The 931-nt window shown below is 78.2% G+C and carries 1 protein-coding gene; it reads left to right on the top strand.

All coding sequences use genetic code 11. The annotated features are described in order from the left end of the window. Window positions 1–924, top strand: a 924-nt coding sequence (locus tag GV126_RS34270) for a hypothetical protein (RefSeq protein ID WP_236570373.1), incomplete at its 5' end; no start/stop codon positions are given. Between the last annotated feature and the right edge of the window lie 7 nt (window positions 925–931).

Here is a 931-nt window from a genome sequence, read left to right as displayed (position 1 = left end):
ACGGGGACCCGGGCGGGGGAGAGGGAAGAGGAGTGGATGCCGGTGGACCTGGACTCCGTCGCCGGTGAGCTGTACGGGCTGCGACCGGAGGACTTCACCGCCGCCCGCGACGAGCGCGCGGCGGCCGCCCGCAGGGCCGGCGACCGCGCCCTGGCCGAGGAGATCCGCGCACTGCGCCGCCCCAGCCTGTCGGCCTGGGCGAGCAACCTCCTCGTGCGCGAGCATCCCGAGCAGGTCGAGCCGCTGCTCCAGTTGGGTCAGGCGCTGCGACAGGCCCACCGCGAGCTGGACGGCGCGCGACTGCGCGCGCTGGGCCACCGGCAGCGGACCCTGATCGGGGCACTGGCCCGGCAGGCGGCGGAACTGACCGCAGGAGCCGGCCACCCGATCGGCGAGGGCGCGCAACGGGAGGTGGAGCAGACCCTGCACGCGGTGCTTGCCGACCCGGAGGCCGCCCGCGCCTGGGCGGCCGGCCGCCTGGCCAAGCCGTTGACCGCCACGGCCGGCTTCCCCGGCCTGGCCGAGGGCGCCGCAGCGAAGCCGGCCGCGGCCGAACCGGCGACCCCGCGCCGCTCCGGTCGGCGTGCGCAGCGGCGCGAGGAGGCCGAGGAGCAGCGCCGTCGTGAGCTGGCGCGGGCCACCGAGGAGGCCGAGGCCGCCGAACGGGAACTGCGCGCCCGCGAGGAGGAGGCGGCCGAGGCGGACCGGGACGCCGAGGACGCCGCCCGGCGGACCGCGGAACTCCGGCAGCGCGTGAACGACCTGGCCGACCGGCTGCGCGAGGCACAGGAGGAACAGCGCCGGGCCGAGGCCGCCGAGGAACGGGCACGCAAGCGTGCGCGGGACGCCGGCCGCCGGCTGGACACGGCACGCCACCACGCCGAGGAAGCAGCCGCCCGCCTCGACCGGACGACCACCGACTGAACCCCAC

This window comes from Streptomyces mexicanus, from assembly GCF_902506575.1.
Taxonomy (GTDB): domain Bacteria; phylum Actinomycetota; class Actinomycetes; order Streptomycetales; family Streptomycetaceae; genus Streptomyces; species Streptomyces mexicanus.
This window is presented reverse-complemented; position numbering and strand designations above follow the sequence as displayed.